Raw genomic sequence first — 17,457 nt, 5'->3', positions numbered from 1 at the left:
CCCTTCACCCGGAACATAGACGGTTCCTGGTATTTCCCGCCCCAGTCGCATGACGGACAGATATACGGGACACGCTATCGGGCCATGGAACCACAGGGGGAAACTGCGTGGCACGACTTCGACGTCATCGCATTAAGCCTCCCGGCAGATGCCGGCTGACGGCCCATGAGGCGCAGGTCTGGCGATCCTTTCGCGCCGCCATCCAGGGCGAGAAAGGAGAGAGCGCCGTAGCCCACGTGCTCGACCGGAGCGGCCTGGCCGTGCTGCACGACGCCATACTGCCGACGGGTGACGGCAGGACGACCCAGATTGACCATCTGTTCCTCGGCTCAAGGGGCATCCATGTCGTGGAGACAAAGCGGTATGGCGGCGAACTGACCGGACACCCGGAAGACGAACGGTGGCGACAGCGTTTTGCTGGCGAGGCGCCCGACGCCCCGCCCCGGCTGATTTACAGCCCGGTGATGCAGAATGCCGCCCATTGCCGGGCCGTCTACGCGCTGGCCCGCCTCGTGGACCCGACCATCCAGGTCTTCAGCCACGTTGTGATGACGGGAACTGCGGTCCTGTCACCTGCGCTTGTGGCCTGCACCCTTTCCCTTTCCGGATTGGAAACCCTGCTGCATGGTCTTGAGCGCAACGTGCCGCGGGGCACACTGATTGACGCATGGCGGCGCATCGGGCGTGCCTGCCATGTCAGCGGGCATCAGTAAGCGGCCTCCCTGTCGAGAAAATCGAGCAGTTCCGCGATTTCCGCAGTTGAAAGCATACGCCCGCGACAGGCCTCACTATCGCGGGGAAAATCGAGCGGCTCACCACCATGGTCACGGTTGCCGGCACTGATCCAGAGTACACGCTCCGGCTCCTCGGGATCATAATCAAGGCGAACCCCGAGGCCATCTCCAAGGTCGATGAAATCGGAGAACAGGTCGTCCTCACACCGAAGCGGAAGCGTGCCGATTTCCACACCGACCCATCTGTCGGGAAATCTGGCCCGGAGAAGGTCGGTGAGTTGGCGCGTATGCGGCCTGAGATCCGTCGGATCCCGGACGGGCGGCGGTGGCTCCAGGGGCTGCAGGAAACCCGCCTCGTCATCATCCCAGTCATCGGGCTCAATCGGCGGCACTGGCTTTTTCGCCATAAAGCAGACGTCCTTCGACCAAAAGAAAAGCAATTTAAGACCGAAGCGTCGGACGGAACCAGCCTGTTTGGTGCAATGCCCCGGCCACGCGAACGCATGTCGCCGCTGCCGGAGCATGCATTGTCCGCATTCACAAGCCAAGCGCATTCAGTTCCTGATCAACCTGCCTCCAACGGCCGTCAGACTGAGGTGGTTCGTTCCTACCATGATTCCAGCTGCTGACCCGGTTCTCGAGTGGAATTTCGTCAATGAACCGGCTCGGACGGGAAGATCCGCCTTGGCGATAATCACAGAACGTGATCGTGGCCTGCTCCATGGCCCGGGTCAGCGCCACATAGGCAAGGCGACGCTCCTCTCCGGGATTGCGCGACATCGCACCGGGGAAAATCGCCTCTTCCCATGCAGGAAGAAAGACATGCCGGAATTCCAGTCCTTTCGACCGGTGCATGGTCATGAGCTGAACGCGATCACGACCTTTTTCTCCAGGTGCTCCGCCTGCCAGTGCCGCATGTTCGAGGAGGTGTTCCACGCGCCGGAAACCCTGGGCCAGTTCGATCAGTTCCACGAGGTTTTCGCGCTGGGTTGCAGCTTCATCCGAATCATCAGCCCGCAGCATGTCCAGATACCCTGTTGCCTCGAGCAGGCCGGTAAGGCGCTCCCCAAGGCTTTCCCCTTCCCGACATCCGATCTGTCTGAGAATCTGGACGAATCCCTGCAGCGCCACGGCACATCTCGGGGACAGCCGGGTCCGTGTGGCCGCCGCGCATAGCGACAGCCCCCCCGCCGAAGCCTCTATCTCGATTTTCCCCAGGCCCCTGGCGCCAAGGCCCCGCGGGGGCCGGTTGGCCATCCGCCGAAAGGCTTCGTCCGACCTGCGCTCATCGGGCCATGCACAAAGCGTCAGCAGGGCCAGAGCGTCCTTGACGGCGGTACGCCGATAGAAACCCACATCCCCGATGATCTCGTAGGGGACACGGGCGTGGAGCAATGCTTCCTCCAGCGTTCGGGAAAGCCGGTTCTGGCGGTAAATGATAGCCATGTCATGCCAGGCGACGCCGGTCGCTGCGCGACGGCCAATCTCCCGGACGATCGCCGCAGCTTCCTCGGTGGCGTAGGAGAACCCCAGAACCTCGATCGGGAGGCCCTCGCCCCGACGTGTAAACAGTGTCTTTTCGATCCGCGACGGGTCAAATGAAATCACCGCATTCGACGCATCAAGAATATTGCTGGTAGAACGGAAGTTCTCCTCGAGCTTGAACGTCTTCACAGCAGGAAATTCACGCGGGAAGTTCCGCAGGAAGCCGACTTTCGCCCCCCGCCAGGAATAGATGCTCTGGGAATCATCACCCACACAGAACAGTTCACCAGACGTCCTGCTGAGCAACGTGAGCCACAGGTACTGGGCGCGGTTCACATCCTGAAACTCGTCCGCCATCACGGCCGTAAAACGGGCGGACCACCGGCGATGGTATGCCGCATCATGCAGCATCGCGAGGGTCGGCCACATCAGCAGATCACCAAAATCCGCCGCGTTCTGCTCGCGCAGGATCGCCTGGTAACGACCATACAACCCGACGACAAAGCGCCAGCTTTCGTGATCCACATGGAGATTCGCCGACTGCCGCCTGCCGATCAGGCTTTCAACATGCGCGAAAGCAGCCACCGGTGTGATCAGATCCTCTTTCAGCCGCGCAATCCGCTCGGCCATTTTTTTGATCTGTCTCGCATCTCCTGGCGCTCCTTCCTGCGGCACGGGAAGCTTTTCCTTAGGGACAGTCCTGATCAGGCGGCGGACAATGGCGAGACTGTCCTCGGCGTCACGAATGTCAAAACCGCTACGCAATTGCGCCACTTCAGGCTCGGCCCGTAGCTGTCGGGCCGCAAGGGCATGAAACGTTCCAAGCCATGTGGGTACCGAGTACGTCCCAAGAACGTCTCCGATGCGCTTGCGCATTTCCTGGGCGGCCTTGTTGGTAAAGGTTACACAGAGGATCTGGCCAGGAACCATGCCATGCAGTCCGACGCGGGTTGCGACCCCGGCTGTCAGGGTTTTGGTCTTGCCGGTGCCTGCCCCTGCCAGAACCAGAACATATCCCAGCGCCATCGCCGCGCGCCGCTGTTCTGGCGTCAGGCTATCAAGGACTGGCGCAAGCGCACGCGGAACGGGAAGATTACCGGTCATAGCTCTTCCAGCCCTTCCGCCATGCAACCCGGGGTCGTGGTGATCTTACCGGTCGAGAGCAGGATCGTCGCCGGATAGGAAAGATCCCAGTTCCCAAGCCTGCGTTCCCAGCGTCCATCGATAACCAGGCCGACAGGACAGCCCGACCGTTCGTAGAGGCGGACTGCACTTTGCGGTATCGGGGGATCATCTTCGGCCTGCGCCAAATGCTGGCGCAGGTGGCGGTTCCAGATGGTCTGGGCCAGGGGCGACCGGACAAACATCCGTGAAAGGTCTACCTTCATCGCCAGACGCGCGATCCCCCGATCCGCATAGTCTGAAACAGATCCCATGACCCTCTCCTGTGTGAGATGATCCTGCGCGCAGGACCGTTCGGCGCCCACCTCTGTGGCATGCCAGCCGTAAATGACGATCATCCCGTGATCGTCGGTGAAGGAGGCGATGCGGCCTGCCAAGTCCCGGCCTCGAGCCATCGAGGCCGCGCGTTGCCCCGCAACCGACGCGCCACGTAATTCCACATATCCGTCGCCACCCTGGCATAGGCGTTCGGGCATGCGCGCAGGCCTGCATATATCTGGACAAAGCCTGCAGCCCGCGATGCCGTCTGCCCGGTGAGCCGAAAGGATTCACGCTGGCTCACAAGGACATCCCCGGCGATGAACCTAGCCGTGGTCCGGCAGGCTTCTCGACAGGTTCAGACGAAGCAGGCAATGAGGGAACCGAAACCCGCAGCGGCCGCTGCATGCCGTGCGCCTCGGCCTGACCCAGCCATGACGGGGAAACCGTCTCCGGCTGCGCTTTCGCCCCTGAACCCAGGACTTCGGACAGGCGGCACAAGGGCGCAACGGGAACAGAACCTGCCTCCATTCCTTCCCTGCGGGTCCTCAGGACCGCATTCCAATCCTCTCCCGGCCCTTTCGGAGATATCCGTCCTGACCAGAGACCGACGTCCCGTGCCATCGCAGCGAATTTCCCGGCATAACGATCCCCCTGCGGGTCGTTATCAACGGCAACAACCAGTCGCGCTTCAGGCTGGGCGGCGACCTGCATCATGACCCGTTTCAGGTTCACTTCGCTCTCTGGGCTCATGCCGCCACCCGTCGAGGTATAGAGCGTTCCTTGCTGGAAGCGATCGAGTGCTGCAAAGGACAATGCATCAATGGCCGCCTCGGTGACGACAAGGCGCGTCACGGGCGCTTCTCCCCCGTCGGCCCGGAAACCGAAGAGACGCTTGCCAATGCCGCCCGTCGAAAACCCCTTGTAATCCGGCCCGCGCATTTCCATGCCGGTGAACTGCCCGTCCGCATCCCGATGGCCAAACCAGGCGGTTCCGTGCGGGCCTTCCTTCAGCGCCCCCTGCTGTCCGGCAATCGCGACAATATGGTCGGGCAACCCACGGATCTCCGTCAGATAGCGCCATGCAGCCGTCCCCTGCCCGGGTGCGGCACGACGGTTCCACAGTTCAGCGGGATCGCGGCGCGGTCTGTCACCGGCTCCCTTCGTACGCTCGACAACTTCGAGCGTCGGGCTCCTGCCGATCAGGCCGCGAAGTTCCTGCCTGACATGACCGAGGTTCTTCGAGGGATCGAGATACTGGACAAGCTTGAAGACATCACCTTTGCCGTCGCCCTTGGGGTCCCACCAGCCCTTGCCATCGTGATTGACAATAATGGCCTCACTGTCACGGCGAAATTTCAGGTTACGGGCGGAACGCTGCGCGGTGGCCTGCCGATCCAGCCGGAATCCGGCTTTCTCCAGAACAACGGCGCAGTTTACAGCATTGCGAAGCTCATCAAGTTCTCTTTGCTGTGCTTCTGGGGAAGACGTGTAAGCCATGAAAGACACTCCTTCACGAACAGCATGGATTGTGTTTCAGACCGCTCCGGTATTTACGGTGAGTATTTGAGATGATCGTGCGGAAACACACGACGACCTCTGTATGGTTCGTCGAGATATTGCGTCCTGATGATCCGCGTTGAGGGTTTTTATTCTGCGTGAACTGCAAAAGAATACAGGACGCACGAATGGCCGCAGTTTACACGCGGCAGCAAACGGCATATGCCCGCGCCACTGCGCACGCATTACCGGGACTATGGACGAGCGGGCACTCACGACGCCTGATACTCCCTGTGGAGGATCCCGTCTGCGCCCACATCATGCGACTGACGAAAAAATAAGGTTCACGAACCCGCCTGAAGGCCGATGGAGAAACAGGAGAGACACAGTTCATCCCCGATGTGGACGGACGACCGGCGTTCCGGTGTCGGCCGACAGGCTTTCCCGATCGCCCGCGCCATCAGGCCTGTCAGTCCTCACAAGTATTCATGACGGGAACTGGCGCGGCAGAAGCCGCAGTTTCTTCTCCCTGAACGGGCACAATGCTCCGGGTCGTTGACGACCCGGAACACCACGCGGCCTAAAACGGGATTTCGTCATCCACTTCCTGCGCGTTGGAAGTTGCGGCAGGAACGGGGCGCTGTGCAGCGCTCCGCGAGGGACGCTCTTCATCAAAACGTCCATCGCCCGTGCTTCGACCATTGGCCAGCACCTTCAGGTTTCCATCAAACCGATCAATGATGATCTCGGTCACATAACGGTCCTGTCCCTGCTGATCGGTCCATTTGCGTGTCTCGAGATGGCCTTCGACATAGACCAGCGTTCCCTTCTGGCACCGACGTTCGATCACAGCCGAAAGGTGATCGTTGAAAGAGACGACACGGTGCCACTGGGTTTTTTCCCGTCGCTCACCGCTGGCGCGATCGGTCCAGGTTTCACTTGTCGCCACGCCGAAGGATGCGATTTTGCCCTCCCCTTCCCTACGTGCGGCAAGATCCGGATCCCGGCCCAGGTGACCGATGATGATGGCGCGATTGACTGACTGGCTCATGGTCTTGTTCCTTTTTTCCTTCCTGGTCGTCTCCGGCCCCTGCCGGAACTCTGACCTGGTGCGGTCGCGCGGAAGCGGGCCACAGGCGGCGGGCGCAACCCCTCGGGGCGGCAGTGGTGCGGAAGCCGCGCATGCGGCTTCACGGTGCCGTCCCGACCGCAGGCCTGGGGGTTGCGCCCGACGACGACCGCTTCAGACCGCAAAAACCAAGTCAGAGACCCGGCAGGGGCCGAGGTCATGCTTTTGGATTTTGAATTTTGATTTCTGTTTTATTTTTCTATTTCGCTCATAATCGTGTCATTTATTATTGTACAATTATGATAGTCGTCCTAGAATTTCCCTGTCTCTACATTGGGAGTTCATCATGGCGGTGATTACTGCGTCGGAAGGACGCATCACCCTGAAGGCCGACTTTCATCCCGAACTGGCAATCCAAGCCCGGCGTTACAGAGGACGTTTTCTCGGCAAGGAAATTGGCTGGTCCTTCCTGCCCGAACATGAGCAGGCGATCCGCCAGCTCTGCCAGACCCTGTATGGCGTGGATGGCACGCCAGATGCGTGGCATAACTGCTGCACCGTGCAGGTCGAAGTCGACGAGCAGGATATCCGGGCACCGCTGTGGCGCCAGTTCAACGCCGGTATTTACCTCGGTGGCCGTCACGTTGTCGGCGTTTTTGGTCCACGGCAGGCAGTTCGCACCGGCAGGGGCATAAAATTCCTGCGCGGCCAGCCGCATTGCGCCACCCGGATCGGTGCCTACCACATGGAGGTACCCACCGGCAGCGTTCTGGAAATCCGGAAATATCCGCGTGCCGCACTGGCGTTCCTGGGCAGGTGCCTCGACGGGCATGGCTCCTGGCGCATAGCCCAGAGCTAGAGCAGCCCGAGTTGCACGGTGGGCACGGGTGCATCCGCTGCCGTCGCTGTTCCGCCATGCTTTGCCTGCAGACGGGCCAGCTCTGCTTTCTCGCGCGCAACCTGTTCCTCGCGGGCACGGGTCGTCCATGCCTCGACCAGCAGGTTTTCCCGGACACGCTGCCCGATTTCCTTCTCTACATCCGACCAGACAAAAGTCGGGTCGCCCCAGCAGGGATATCGCGCAACCTGATCGAGGAAATCGCGCCGTGTGGCTGCATTGTCGAACCATGTCTGCGCGAAGCCGGTCCGATTATAATGCGCGATAAATCCGTACATATTGCTCAGCCGGTTATACAGGGCCGGGGTAAATTTTTCTGCAGGCATTCCGAGTGCGATGAACCGCAGGATCGCATTACCAAGCTTTGCCTTTTGCTGGGCCGTCGCCCATTGGGTGGGTTTCAGGACAGCCGGGTCGACAGGCGGGATCCGAAGCCGCTCGCACAGGATCGGCCCCGCCGTCATGACACCTGGCTCCGGCATCGATAGCCGTTATGAAAGCGGTTCACATCCGGCAGATCCGGATAATGCCCCTCCCCCAGGCCCTCTTCATTCATCCTTTCCAGATAGCGCACTGCCATGGTCACACGGCGGGCATTGGCGAGGCTGCGCAATACGACCAGATCCGAGCGGCCTCGCATATAACGGTCTTCCCAGAGACCCGTGACGGGGTTCAGCGCAGCCGCCCCCATCGTGGCGTTCAGAAAACATTCCACGATCCACGGCCGGGTCCGATAGGGACGTCCCGAAACAGGAGCCGGAAGACGGAAGATGGTTCCGCTGGCGATGGTCCCGACCCGAAGCGGGTTATTACCGCCCTGGAATGGAGACGTATAATACTGGCGGATCATGCCACGTCTCCTTTGCAGGACGCCATGTTTCCAGTTTCGGCTGCGGATCGTCCATGCAGGATCCGCGCGCCATCAGCGTCGTTATCGACCATGAGAACCCATCTGTCCGTCCCCAGGGCGCCAGCGCGGTAAGCCGCATCAAAGTCACGTGGCTTACGATCGCCCCGACGGATATGCACACTGATGGAAAATGAGCGCCCGGGATGCGCGCCGGCGATCCTCTCACCGTAAAGCGTTACGGCAGTCGAGATTTCCGCGAGCGTCCGGGCTTCTGTCATCCCCCGTGCACCAAGGTGTTCCATAGGCAGCGCCTGAAGGATGGCGCAGCCGTCGGAACGGATGCGCACGGCGGGAGTGGCAATCAGGACAAAGACAGGCATGATGAACTCCATCGCTCAGCACGCCCTCGCGGGCGCACTGGTTTTTACGGTTGGGTTTCAGGCGGCAGAAGCCACGTCCTCGACGGACGGCTGACGTGCCGATGGGCTGAAAATGTATTGGGCCGCGGCTGAAGCAGCGCTCGCTGCGGTGAAAATGGCGCGCTTGTCAGCCTTCAGCAGTTCCAGCCAGTTCCCGATGTAATCAGCATGGCGGACCGTCGGCTCGATCTGCAGTTCCGCGCACACGAAAGCTGATGTCATCTCTGCCACCAGTTCCTCGGCCGCGTAGGCATGGTCCCCAAACCGCCTGCCAAAGGTGCGCGACAGCCGGCTTTCAGCCCCGGTCCAGTGCCCGATCTCATGAAAGACGGTTCTGTACCAGTCGATCTGGTTGAAATAGGACTGCTGGGGCGGAAGCCGGATGAAGTCCGCATCCGGGGCATAAAATGCCTTGTCACCACCGATGCGAATGTCCGCCCCGGTTTCGCGCATCAGCGCTTCCGCGTGCGGCACGATTTCGCGTTCCGGCAACGGCGCGGTCGGCGCGACCATGCTCTCCGGCAGGTTCTCGCACTGATCAACATTGAACACCGTAAACCGCTTTAGAAACGGGATCTGGCGGGGCTCGTCGGAACCCGCTTCTGATTTTGGCGTGAAACGGTCAGCATAAAACACCGTCGTCCCCTTCTCGCCTTTCCTGACATTGCCGCCCTGCGCATGCGCCTGGCGGAACGTCAGCCATTTCTGGGTAGAAAACCCCTGCATCTCTACCGAACCCCACAGCATGAGGATGTTGATCCCGGAATAGGCCCGATCGGTCGCAGCATTACGCGGCAGGGCAATGCCGCATTTCGCGCGGTTCCATGGGCAGACCCATGGCACGGTTCCTGCTTCAAGTTCGCGGATGATGCGGTCAGTGACGGACTGATGGATGTCGGTACGTTCGGTTCTGGCCATGATCAGTCTCCAGAAAATGCAGACGCCGCCCCGAAGGGCGGCGCGGATGGGCAGCGGATGGCGAGGGTGGTGTCACCTGAGATCGATGATGCCCGTGCACGGATCGAGGAAGACGTCGGGCAGCAGGAGGAAAGTGACCATGGAGGCCGTCCAGAGGAGCACGATGGCGACGAATTTGGCGATTTCGACGGCAGGGCGGGACGGCGGCGCGATGCGGTTCTGTGCCATTTCCAGATCCTTTTTTCGGGGGTTTCGACCCCTTCCGGCGACCGCAGGCCAGACTGGCGGGCAAGGGCGCCGCACAGCGGCGGCACCGGAGCCGCGCACAGATGGCGCAGCCATCGCGCACGGCGAGGAGCCACCCCTTGCGCGGCAGGCTGGACTGTGGTGCCGATCCTCCCTATATTTGTTTTTTATTTATTATAATTATTTCATATTATCTTGCTTTATACATCCGTATCGGAACATTATTCAAAAATACCATGTTTTATATTTGTAAAAATTTCTGTTTCTCTGCCTGCAAACACGGTTCACATGCATGTCCTAATGGACCCTCTCAAAGCTACGCCGTATATTCATGCTTCACATGACAACCCCGACCGGTTTCAGGCCGCCACGGCCTTGCGCGCAGACGATCTATCCGAACCGGATACCGTTCGTCGTAAACGTATATTCATCGATGCGAATGGCCTCATCGACGGCGTCATCGGAGGATTCGTAATCCCATGCTGTTTCGAGAGAGCGATACAGCCATCGTGCAAGATCACGCATGACATCAGAGAGTATCTGCGCGGCGTCTTCGGTCATTTCGCAGCCGGTCTTACTTTCACGTATCACAGTGACGGTCATTGTAAATTCGTGATAATAGGGCCCGGTCTGGCTAATCCGGGCGATTAGCTGGTAGAAATTCCGTCTCTGGATCTGCGCCAGGGTGTCAGCAATCGCGTGGAGTTGCGTATCCTGTGGCGCGTAACGGCGGATTTCATGGGATGCATGCCGTTCATATCGGTAGATCCCCTCGAATGAAGCTCCGTCCCCCTGATTAGAAAATCCTCGGAAATAGAGGCACGGACCGCCTTGCTCTGGAGTTGCTGCACCCCAGGGTAAAAACGTAGCAATGTCCACACCAAGTATGCCACATATCTGCAGAAAGTCCTCATAGACCGCATCCCATCAGGAAAAGCGGCGAAGAAAGTCCCGGTACCAGCAGCGAGCCTTTTCACGAGCTGATCCGGACAATTCATCAATTTGATAGACAGGAACGGCAATAATTTCATGCATCGGAAGTGTCTCCTTCGAGAGCAGCCGCCAGCCAGTCATTGGTGGTAACCCAGCCGACAGATCGTCGCGCGCCGAGATCGATCACATGTGCGCCTCCACCAAAGGCTTCGAGACGTGGGCGCGAGCAGGTGTTGGCGTAATCAAACCCCCACACTCCCGACAAACTGAATGTGGCGGCACACTTCAAAACGAAAATAACAACACACTCAGGGTCACCACTACCGTCGTCTTGGATCCACAGTCTGGACCTGTTTTCGCTTGATACGCTCAGAGAGAACCCACTTGAAAAACAGAAGCCGTCAGGATCTTCCGGCTCGTTCCGATAGAATTCAAGCGCCCTCTCCGCATTTTCAGCCGTCCCTACATCAAGGACACACGAAAAATGAGTGAAGTAATTGACCATCGGGAAACTCCCCATAAAACAAAAGCCCGAAGCATGTCCGGACTTTCGCGAGAGAAATGACAGACGGGGTCGGAAGCTTTGTGCAGGCATGGGATGGACTGCCGGACAAGGGGCTACGCAGCTTTTTTCACGCGTTTATCCCCGTGACATCCGGAAGTTCGCCTCAATCATTATTTTATCTAATTTATAGGGCGAAAAGCTGTAGCCCCATGGTCCTCGTATCGACATATCCACGACGCCGCATACGGGCTACGTCACGGCCAGTATTCCAGAAGTCTTCTGTTATTCTGAAAGTTTGGCATAAGCGGGATCAAGGCTTCGATGAATGGGCTGCGCCCGTCCCATCCAGGGCTGGGGGCGAATTTCCTTCAGCCAATCAACGAAGCTCGGAATAAATCCAAAGTCCTCGCGCATATGCTGCTCGGCGATCAGCCGCACCGGAACAACCCGCCCGGTGGAAATTGTCAGCACAACGCCAAAAAGTCTCTCAGCGAGGAAGATACCTTCCGCGTGATGTCTCAGCGCACGATGCCGAAAATCGGCCGAAATCAATTTTGATTCGTCGAACCAGGCATGGATAGGCAGGAAGTCATCAGCCGTACCTCCCCACTGCCGCACCGACGAGAGAGCATGATAATAACTATGCGCCATTTCAGGCCTCCTCTGTCCAGCTATGCTCGGAATATTCAGTGGACATATATCGTCCGTTAAATTCGAGCGTCAGCGTTCTGTTGGCCACGTCAAACCTGAAGTCGCCAAAAGCACCCTCATTGTTTTCCCAACCACCGTTGGTCTCGGCCAGTGCGGCGTAACAGACCTGTTCGATGACATCCCGCAGGGGAGTACGTTCCGAGACAATCTCGCAATCAGTCCACCTCGCCGTCACCGCATCGACAAGGACGTCGAGCAGTGTATCCTCCCCTTCAGGCACAACAGCAATCTCCTCGATCTGGCCGCTATCTCCTTCACCGTCAAACGACACTGTAACGGCTGTAATCCTGGATACCGAAAGCGCTTCAAAGATGATCCTGCGATTTTGCGCTGAAGCTTGATTGCATGCTTTTTCATGGCGAAGTAACCGCTCTGCATGCTCCGCAAAGCTTCGTTCGAAGTTCTCAGTCATGGCGAGTTCCCTCAGTTGCTCAGGCACGGGCACATACCCGCACTCGTTATCGGAAATGAAGCGGGCCGGACGTTGAAAACCATGTCGTAAGCAGAACAATGACAGGGAATTCCTTACTATAGGCTTGTTAAGCATGGCGTTTCCGATCGTATTTACCATGATTTTTATTATTTTTTACGCCCAGACCTCGCCCGTTATCCACATTTTTGCTTACGTTAATAAAGAATAGTCCTCGCGATATCCGCCATATGCTTGTTCGCGTCAGGGTGTTTTCGGGGATGCCAGATAGGGGCAACTGATCTGCGCAGGCGTGACATCAATCCACAAACGACTGCCCGCAGTCGCCTCCAGTGCCTTGCGGATGGTGTTGGCAGAAAGAAATTCCGCGCCATCGTCACCGCCAAACGATACGCGTTTGACATCGTACCAGTCGTCAGGACATGTGCGCGGGTCCGCTTCGACAGCATAGGCGACAAGGTTCGCCTGACCCTCGGCGTCACTGAAGCCCGGATAACCATTCGACATCAGGTACACCCCATGATCGCCAACCAGCATGAGGCCTGCCGGTATTTTGGTACGGTCGACATCCACACCGGTCGGATGGCGCGACGACACGCCAGCCTTGAGAAAGGCCGGGTTAACAAGCTGATCATAGGTAGGGGAATGTTCGCTCGCGGCTTGCGCATGCGCAAGAAGACGCGCCACCAGGGCACGGTCGAAATGAAGTTTCATGGCAGTATTCCTTTGTATGAGCCCCTTGCTGGGACACAAAAAAGGCGGAACACCGAAGTATACCGCCTCAAGAAATGAAAACTGGCGCATCTGGCCCGAAGTGCCCCCCGATGCCGTTGCCGATCATTCATCTTCATCGTCATCAAAGAAACGAAGCGAAGCATCGACCGGGCCGTCCGCATCAAACAGGACATAATCACAGTCGTGATTCCGGGCCAGGGCAAGAATGGCCCGCAGTGACCGCGACCCCGGCCAATCATGGGAGTATGGATCCAGCGGGACATGGACAAACCATCCGTGCGGGCCGGACAGGCAGGTGAGGCCAAAGGAACCACCTGACCTTGCATATCTCTCAAGGTGTCCACGGTCCGACAGGGGAAGGTGACCGGTGCTCAGGTCGAGGAATTTCCGGATCTGGAAAGGCGCTAACATCGGGTTTCTCCCTGCTGGAAGATGAGGCGGGTCAGACCGGCCCGGTGCTGTCGCCGAATGCGCCGGCGGGCATGACCCATTGTTCGGGGGATGTGAGGACACGGCCACGCCAGCGGTGGCAGAGCGCGCGGCGCACCAGATCGGGGTACCGGCGCACGGGGCCGTAGACCGTGCCGCCACTGGCCAGCGTGCCGAGGTCCCGGTCGCGTCGGATGGTGCAGCCAAATGCGCGTTCCCACTCACACAGCCGGGCGAACCGATCCGGGTCCATGTGACGCAGCGTTGCAGCCTGATCGGCAGACATGAATACACATGCCAGGCAGGACAGACGGCCAAACCCGAGCTGATAGGGAAGCGGCGGAATCACGCCATGCCGACGCAGGATCTGCCAGACAGCCGCTTCACTCCAGGCATGTACCGGGCGCCAGTGATCGATATGCCGTCGGGCCCGACCATCACGACAGTCTGCCCGGTGCCGCTCAAAGACAGCGTAACGGGCACGGTTCGCGGATTCCGCCGCGCGTTCTCCGGTTACAAACAGGGTCCGGGCATGACTGAAGCGCGCCTGGTTCCGCAGGGCGCCATCCGCAACCATGATCTTGGCGTATGGGGAACACCAGCGGACCGACAGGTTCGCCGAAACCTGCGGGAAGCGGCGTCGTGTATTGGGCGGTCCCTTGCCACCGACAGTGACCCGCCCTGTCGGCGTATCGAACCAGACCGGTGCGGTCGGCGCATTCTCGCGCAGCATTTCCCGCACGATCCCGCCCCGGCGCGCGGAAAAATACAGCCTGACGCCAAGGGCTGCAGCCAGATGCCGCCCGTAATCGGGCACATGTGGCCAGTCAAAAACGTCCCCGTCATCGTCCACAAGATGGTGCCACCACTCGATGCGCTGGGGCGTCACGCCCTTTTCGAGCAGATGCAGCGTACTGGCGAGGGAATCCTTGCCAAAGGAACAGGCGACGATGACGTGATCATAACCCGCCAGGTCAGGTCTCTCTCCGGGCTCCGGCACGACAGTTCCCTGGCGGGATGACAGGCTTGCGGTCATCATGGACATTCTCCTTGTCTGAATGTCTTCTGGCGGTCCGAAGGGATATCGCGGGTCAAACGCGGCGCGTGCGCCGGCATCGCAGGCCCGCGGAGCGGGACAAGAGCCACCGTTTGAGGCGCGATGGCCCTTCGGGCATATTTTTTCCTGTGCCTTCCTGCTTTTCCTATGCGTCCGCGTTCAGGTATTCGTGCAGATACCGGCGCAGCACCACGCAGGCTGCATGAGTGTCCCGCTCACCGTCATCCGCAAGGACACGATCCATCACCCTGGCGAGAACGGCGGCGGCCTCTCGGCCCGGGCTGAAAACAAGGGAAAACCCAAACTGTCCCTGCAGCACGCCGGTCCCGGCATCGTGGACCATGGCCACGATCTCGCCATGGACGACTTCCTCGACCTCAAGGTCCACTTCCTGACCGTCAGGCAGAATGGTGGTCCGGATCCCGTCAGAGTCCGCACTGTCGGGGACCGCATCGAGAACGATCCGCGCAGCCGCCTCGGCGTCCGTCGCCGTGACCCTAAAATCGCCGGCATCCGCTTCAAACAGGCGCTCAACCAGCGTGACACGAAAATCAGGCATTGCCGTCCTCCCTTACCAGGACAAATTCGCTCAGTGTCTTGGCTTCCCGCCATGGGCAGTGCCACACCATCACGTCCTTTCCGCAGATTTCGGTGACAGAGCCGCGCTCTCTCAGCCGGGCCAGCTCGGCCGACGTGACTCTGGGAACCGCCGTGAAAGCGGAAAATTCGACTACTGCCGCCTCCACGCTCTCATAGGGTCCCCGCCATCGGCGGGCCGCGGGCGGATAGATTTCAGGCGTCCGGATCAGAACCCCACCATCCGGGTGGAAACCCAGTTCAACCACATACCTGCCGATCAGACGCTTTTCCGTCATGTATTCATCGGTCATCACGGTTCTCCTTCGCCGACGCAGGTGAACGCGTAACCTGACGTTCCGGATAAGCCTGGTTGGGGCGCATCGCAGAATTTCGCGGTCGACGTCCTGCCAGAGGCCGTTGCTGGCTCACCGCCCGACGTCACCACTAGGGGCGACGGGCCGTGAGCCAGAGCCGTACGACGGCAACAGCCTCGCTCAGCTGAAGCCTACAAACTCAACATGCGTCCTGAGGAATTCTTCTGGTGTCTGCGATGGCGGAGCCGGACTTTCCGCCCTGCCATGCGGCACCTCATCCCCCTGATCTGCCGCCAGGTCTGTGGGCGTGTCAGTCACTTCATCGAGCTCAATGCCCGTCGCGGCAGGATCATCGGTTCCCGGGCCATCAGTCCGCGCACCAGCATCCACGTCGTCTTCCGGGTCGATATCGTCGTCATGCTCCAGTTCCCCATCATCGTCATCCGCTCCGGATGGTGGGGCAAGCGCTTCCGCGAAGGTGGCGTTCAGCGCTGCGACATCGACCTGGAAACGCGCAGCAGGATGCACCCAGATCCCCTGCCCGACATGGTCCATCAGGGCGCGGCGCATTTCCTTACCGGTATTGCGCGGCAGGATACCTTCCGCCTTTATGGCCTTCGTGATGCCGGACTTGCTGAGCGTTTTCAGGAAGTCTTCATCCGCCATGACAGGCAGATGGTCGTCCGCTTTCACGATATGGCCGACCAGGACACCCCAGTCGCCACTATTCGTCGCGTTCTTCTCGCAGGACAGAACGGCTTTGAGCACGTCGACAGCAGCGCCACGCAGGAGCGCCTCGTCCAGCGCCATCTCGCCATCCTGGAACAGTCCGGCGGCAGCCACGAGCCGGCGTGACGGACGGCGCTGCGGGTAGTGCGCGTTGGAATCCCCGTCCACCCGGACATTCTGCGCGTTGAGGGCCGCGATCATCAGCCCGACCAGGACCCATGGATCGGCAGAGCCCCGCATGCCGTCCAATGCGGCATGCAGCGCCTGGGTGCGGAAACTGCCGATCATGTCAAAACCGCGCCCCGAGATATCGGGCCGTTCCCGTGGCCCTTCGGGCAGGGCTTCAATGACGGCGGACGGCGTCACGCGGCCTGCCGCCTCGCTGCCCGGCAGGACGCACCAGCCCTCGCGAACCTTCAGGCGATGATCGAGCCAGAAGAATTTCGTGGCGCCCTCGCGCTGCCAGTAGATCCGCACCATGCCGGGTTCGAAGATCGGCTCGCCGTTCTCGTCGCTCTGCAGGATCAATGCGTCTTCAGGCGTGTTCTGACCCAGCCACTGGCGCTGCGCCTTCTCATAGGCGAAGCCGTCATCGGTATAACGGCCGTCCTTCCCGGCTTCACCGAACAGATCTTCCTGCCAGGCGATCCGGCAGCTTTTTGCAATGGCGTCATCAAACGAGGCCTCGATTGCATAAAAACGGTCCTGCCGCAGGGCTGACGCAATCCGGTCCCAATCGGGGATGGCAGCACCGGGTTCCCAATTTCCGTCGGGCTGTTGCTCGCCCTCATCTTCGCAGGCTTCGACATCCTCGGGCGGCGACGAGCCAACCGGAAACCCGAAATGGCCCCAGACCTGTTCCTGCAGCGCGGTGGACGCAAGGGCGATGCTCGCCAGTTCACGATTGCCGGGCCCCTTGCCCGCCTCGATCCACGCCAGAATCTCAGGCAGGATGGCAGACAGGCGGCCGATCTGCTTCAGCTGCACCGGTGTGAGCATCAGCGCCTTGCAGATCGCGGTGTCATTCCACTTTTTTTCCTCCCGGAGCCTGGCGACAACCCGCCACTGTTCAACCTGGGTCATGGGCTGACGGATCATGTTCTCCGACGCGGCACGCATCCGGTCCAGTTCCGCATCATCGCCTGCCACCGTCACCTGAATGGTTTTCAGGCCGGCCTTGACCGCGGCACGCCGGCGGCGATGCCCTGCAACGATCATCAGGCCGCCCGGGGTTTCGCGGACCAGAGGCGGGTGGATGATCCCGACGGCCTTGACGTTCAGCGCCAGCTGGCGCTCTTCCGCCTCGTTGGGCGCGGATTTCCGCGGGTTTTCGGGGTTGTCGAGCAGGGTTTTCGGATCAACTTCGCGCAGTTCCATGGTTTTTACTCCGTGTTCTCAGGACGCCTTTCCTGATGCACTCCGGCGGCCAGCACCGGGCTGGCGGGGCAAGGGCGCCGCGCAGCGGCGGCACCGGAC

Annotated in this window: 21 protein-coding genes and 1 pseudogene; 2 read left to right on the top strand and 20 right to left on the bottom strand. The window is 60.0% G+C overall.

Going from position 1 to position 17,457, the window contains the following annotated elements; translation table 11 throughout:
- Positions 1-107: 107 nt before the first annotated feature.
- Positions 108-713: a nuclease-related domain-containing protein gene (locus tag HNO79_RS16875; protein WP_244987595.1), complete on the top strand. Its 606-nt coding sequence runs from the start codon at positions 108-110 to the stop codon at positions 711-713.
- Here the strand turns inward: HNO79_RS16875 and HNO79_RS16870 are convergent.
- The 5 genes from HNO79_RS16870 to ssb form a co-directional block, all read right to left on the bottom strand.
- Positions 707-1,258 carry a hypothetical protein gene (locus HNO79_RS16870; RefSeq protein ID WP_244987594.1) on the bottom strand — a complete coding sequence of 184 codons (552 nt, stop codon included), beginning with the start codon at positions 1,256-1,258 and terminating at the stop codon, positions 707-709. The genes HNO79_RS16875 and HNO79_RS16870 overlap by 7 nt on opposite strands.
- 13 nt (positions 1,259-1,271) lie before the next feature.
- Positions 1,272-3,323, bottom strand: coding sequence for an ATP-dependent helicase (locus HNO79_RS16865; RefSeq protein WP_183481450.1), 2,052 nt, complete (start codon positions 3,321-3,323; stop codon positions 1,272-1,274).
- Complete coding sequence (locus HNO79_RS17355) at positions 3,320-3,877, bottom strand: hypothetical protein (RefSeq protein WP_034958453.1); 558 nt, start codon at positions 3,875-3,877, stop codon at positions 3,320-3,322. The genes HNO79_RS16865 and HNO79_RS17355 overlap by 4 nt, the downstream gene beginning before the upstream one ends.
- A gap of 82 nt (positions 3,878-3,959) precedes the next feature.
- Positions 3,960-5,159 (bottom strand): DUF3991 and TOPRIM domain-containing protein, encoded by a 1,200-nt coding sequence (locus tag HNO79_RS16855; protein WP_183481453.1) that lies wholly within the window; start codon positions 5,157-5,159, stop codon positions 3,960-3,962.
- 580 nt (positions 5,160-5,739) lie between these two features.
- Positions 5,740-6,210 carry a single-stranded DNA-binding protein gene (gene ssb / locus HNO79_RS16850; protein ID WP_025812349.1) on the bottom strand — a complete coding sequence of 157 codons (471 nt, stop codon included), beginning with the start codon at positions 6,208-6,210 and terminating at the stop codon, positions 5,740-5,742.
- 364 nt (positions 6,211-6,574) lie between these two features.
- Here ssb and HNO79_RS16845 point away from each other — a divergent pair, with 364 nt between their 5' ends.
- Complete coding sequence (locus tag HNO79_RS16845) at positions 6,575-7,087, top strand: hypothetical protein (protein WP_025812350.1); 513 nt, start codon at positions 6,575-6,577, stop codon at positions 7,085-7,087.
- Here the strand turns inward: HNO79_RS16845 and HNO79_RS16840 are convergent.
- From HNO79_RS16840 to HNO79_RS16775, 15 genes and pseudogenes are all read right to left on the bottom strand, one after another.
- Complete coding sequence (locus HNO79_RS16840) at positions 7,084-7,590, bottom strand: hypothetical protein (RefSeq protein WP_025812351.1); 507 nt, start codon at positions 7,588-7,590, stop codon at positions 7,084-7,086. The genes HNO79_RS16845 and HNO79_RS16840 overlap by 4 nt on opposite strands.
- On the bottom strand, positions 7,587-7,976 hold the full coding sequence (locus HNO79_RS16835) for a hypothetical protein (protein ID WP_025812352.1): 390 nt from the start codon (positions 7,974-7,976) through the stop codon (positions 7,587-7,589). Before HNO79_RS16835 ends, HNO79_RS16840 begins: the two co-directional genes overlap by 4 nt.
- Complete coding sequence (locus tag HNO79_RS16830; protein ID WP_242402487.1) at positions 7,973-8,356, bottom strand: hypothetical protein; 384 nt, start codon at positions 8,354-8,356, stop codon at positions 7,973-7,975. The genes HNO79_RS16835 and HNO79_RS16830 overlap by 4 nt, the downstream gene beginning before the upstream one ends.
- A 57-nt stretch (positions 8,357-8,413) precedes the next feature.
- A complete protein-coding gene (locus HNO79_RS16825) occupies positions 8,414-9,313 on the bottom strand; it encodes an ArdC family protein (protein WP_025812354.1) in 900 nt (299 codons plus the stop codon).
- A 72-nt stretch (positions 9,314-9,385) separates the two neighbouring features.
- Positions 9,386-9,541: a hypothetical protein gene (locus tag HNO79_RS16820; protein WP_010512122.1), complete on the bottom strand. Its 156-nt coding sequence runs from the start codon at positions 9,539-9,541 to the stop codon at positions 9,386-9,388.
- 408 nt (positions 9,542-9,949) lie between these two features.
- Positions 9,950-10,594, bottom strand: a pseudogene (locus HNO79_RS16815) (antitoxin of toxin-antitoxin stability system).
- Positions 10,587-10,997 carry a hypothetical protein gene (locus HNO79_RS16810; protein WP_214165967.1) on the bottom strand — a complete coding sequence of 137 codons (411 nt, stop codon included), beginning with the start codon at positions 10,995-10,997 and terminating at the stop codon, positions 10,587-10,589. The pseudogene HNO79_RS16815 and the gene HNO79_RS16810 overlap by 8 nt, the downstream one beginning before the upstream one ends.
- A gap of 282 nt (positions 10,998-11,279) precedes the next feature.
- Positions 11,280-11,648: a DUF6915 family protein gene (locus HNO79_RS16805; protein ID WP_183481455.1), complete on the bottom strand. Its 369-nt coding sequence runs from the start codon at positions 11,646-11,648 to the stop codon at positions 11,280-11,282.
- Position 11,649: 1 nt separating this feature from the next.
- The gene (locus HNO79_RS16800; protein WP_034959396.1) at positions 11,650-12,120 is read right to left on the bottom strand and encodes a DUF6878 family protein; all 471 of its coding nucleotides are present in this window, start codon (positions 12,118-12,120) and stop codon (positions 11,650-11,652) included.
- A gap of 261 nt (positions 12,121-12,381) precedes the next feature.
- Positions 12,382-12,852 (bottom strand): DUF3085 domain-containing protein, encoded by a 471-nt coding sequence (locus tag HNO79_RS16795; protein WP_025813101.1) that lies wholly within the window; start codon positions 12,850-12,852, stop codon positions 12,382-12,384.
- Positions 12,853-12,975: 123 nt separating this feature from the next.
- A complete protein-coding gene (locus tag HNO79_RS17565; protein ID WP_010515656.1) occupies positions 12,976-13,284 on the bottom strand; it encodes a DUF5983 family protein in 309 nt (102 codons plus the stop codon).
- A gap of 31 nt (positions 13,285-13,315) precedes the next feature.
- Positions 13,316-14,347 carry a phosphoadenosine phosphosulfate reductase domain-containing protein gene (locus HNO79_RS16790; RefSeq protein WP_183481458.1) on the bottom strand — a complete coding sequence of 344 codons (1,032 nt, stop codon included), beginning with the start codon at positions 14,345-14,347 and terminating at the stop codon, positions 13,316-13,318.
- 157 nt (positions 14,348-14,504) lie between these two features.
- Positions 14,505-14,918 carry a hypothetical protein gene (locus HNO79_RS16785; protein ID WP_025813059.1) on the bottom strand — a complete coding sequence of 138 codons (414 nt, stop codon included), beginning with the start codon at positions 14,916-14,918 and terminating at the stop codon, positions 14,505-14,507.
- Positions 14,911-15,249 (bottom strand): hypothetical protein, encoded by a 339-nt coding sequence (locus HNO79_RS16780; protein ID WP_025813057.1) that lies wholly within the window; start codon positions 15,247-15,249, stop codon positions 14,911-14,913. Before HNO79_RS16780 ends, HNO79_RS16785 begins: the two co-directional genes overlap by 8 nt.
- A 183-nt stretch (positions 15,250-15,432) precedes the next feature.
- Positions 15,433-17,358, bottom strand: coding sequence for a ParB/RepB/Spo0J family partition protein (locus tag HNO79_RS16775; protein WP_183481461.1), 1,926 nt, complete (start codon positions 17,356-17,358; stop codon positions 15,433-15,435).
- Positions 17,359-17,457: the final 99 nt, after the last annotated feature.

It is taken from the genome of Komagataeibacter oboediens (genome assembly GCF_018491655.1).
In the GTDB taxonomy this organism is placed as follows: Bacteria; Pseudomonadota; Alphaproteobacteria; order Acetobacterales; family Acetobacteraceae; genus Komagataeibacter; species Komagataeibacter oboediens.
This window is presented reverse-complemented; position numbering and strand designations above follow the sequence as displayed.